General features: G+C 69.0%; 1 protein-coding gene. It reads left to right on the plus strand.

The genetic code is table 11. The annotated features are described in order from the left end of the window. Positions 1-15: 15 nt before the first annotated feature. Positions 16-1,812: SDR family oxidoreductase (locus CU044_RS10590; RefSeq protein ID WP_275670184.1), on the plus strand; the 1,797-nt coding region annotated here is incomplete at its 3' end.

A 1,812-nucleotide genomic window follows, 5' to 3' on the forward strand; every position in this document is an offset into this window, starting at 1 on the left:
TCGGTTTGGCCGCCGGTGGGTGCTGAGCCGGTGGATCTGGACGGTTTCTACGAGGCACGGGCCGTCGAGGGCTTCGCGTACGGCCCGGTGTTCCAGGGGCTTCGGGCGGCCTGGCGGCGTGACGGTGAGGTCTTCGCCGAGGTGAGTTTGCCTGACGGCATCGAGGGTGATGCGGGGGCGTTCGGTCTTCATCCCGCGTTGCTGGATGCGGGGCTGCATGCGGCGTGGTTCGTGGGCTCGCCGGGTGAGGCTGCTGATGGCGCTGGTGGTGCTGGTCGGCAGTCCGGTGGTGTCCCGTTCGCGTGGGGTGGGGTGTCGTTGCGGGCGTCGGGGGCTTCTTCGGTGCGGGTGCGGCTGGTGCGTGGGGTGGATGGCGTCGTGTCGATCGCGGTGGCTGATGTGATGGGTGCGCCGGTCGCGTCGGTGGAGTCGTTGGCGATGCGGGCGTTGTCGGCGGAGGCTCTGGATGAGGCGGGTGCGCTGACGAGGGACGCGCTGTTCCGGCTGGACTGGACACCGGTGTCCACTCCGTCTGCCGGCACCTCTCAGACGATCGCTGTGGTCGGCCAGGACAGCCTGGGACTGGTGGAGGCCCTGCGTATGGCGGGTGCCGACGCCGAACTGAGCCTGGATACCGCTGCGTTGGCCGCTGATGGGTCGGCGGTGCCGGATGTGGTGTTGATTCCGGTGGTCGGGGACTCCGGTGCCGATATGGCTGGTTCGGTGCGGGCGTTGACGCATCGGGTGCTTGGGTTGCTTCAGGAGCGTTTGGTGGAGGAGCGGTTCGCGGGGTCGCGGTTTGTGTTTGTGACGCGGGGTGCGGTTGGGGGCCGTGATGTGGCGGCGGCTGCGGTGCGGGGTCTTGTTCGGTCGGCGCAGTCGGAGAATCCGGGCTGTTTCGGTCTGGTCGATCTTGATCTTGAGTCGGTCGGGTCGGGTGAGTCGGTCGGGTCGGGTGAGTCGGTTGTGTTGCCGTTGTCGGCGTTGGGTGTGGATGAGCCGCAGGTGGTTGTGCGGGGTGGTGAGGTGCTGGCGGGTCGTCTGGTGCGTGCGGTGGTGGGGGATCGTGCGGCGGCGGGTCCGGTCTGGGATGGTGCGGGGAGTGTGCTGATCACAGGTGGTACGGGGGGTCTGGGTGCGGTCGTGGCGCGGCATCTGGTGGCGGAGCACGGGGTGCGCCGGCTGCTGCTGGTCAGCCGCCGCGGCCTGGGCGCCGACGGAGCCGAGGAACTGGTCGCCCAGCTGGAGCTGCAAGGGACCGAAGTCCGGGTCGAGGCCTGCGATGTCGCGGACCGTGATGCCCTTGCCGAGCTGCTGACGCGTCACACGGTGTCCGCTGTGGTGCATGCGGCGGGTGTGCTCGATGACGGTGTGGTCGGCTCGCTGACGCCGGAGCGGCTGGACAAGGTGCTGCGGCCGAAGGCCGACGCCGCCTGGCATCTCCATGAGCTGACCCGTGAACAACCGCTTTCGGCGTTCGTGGTCTTCTCCTCGGCTGCCGCCTTGTTCGGGAGTGCGGGGCAGGGTAATTACGCGGCGGGTAACGCGTTTTTGGATGCGTTGGTGGAGCGTCGGCGGGCTGAGGGTCTGCCGGGTGTGTCGTTGGCGTGGGGTCCGTGGGATCAGTCGGGTGGGATGACGGGGACGTTGTCGGCGGCGGACGCGGAGCGGATGGCTCGTGCGGGTGTGCCGGCGTTGTCGGTGGAGTTGGGTCTGGCGTTGTTCGACGCGGCTTTGTCTGCGGGGGATGCGGTGGTGGCTCCGGTGCGGCTGGATCTGCCGGTGTTGCGTGGGCGGGGTGAGGTTGCGCCG

The sequence above is a fragment of the Streptomyces sp. L-9-10 genome (assembly GCF_004151105.1).
GTDB lineage: Bacteria > Actinomycetota > Actinomycetes > Streptomycetales > Streptomycetaceae > Streptomyces.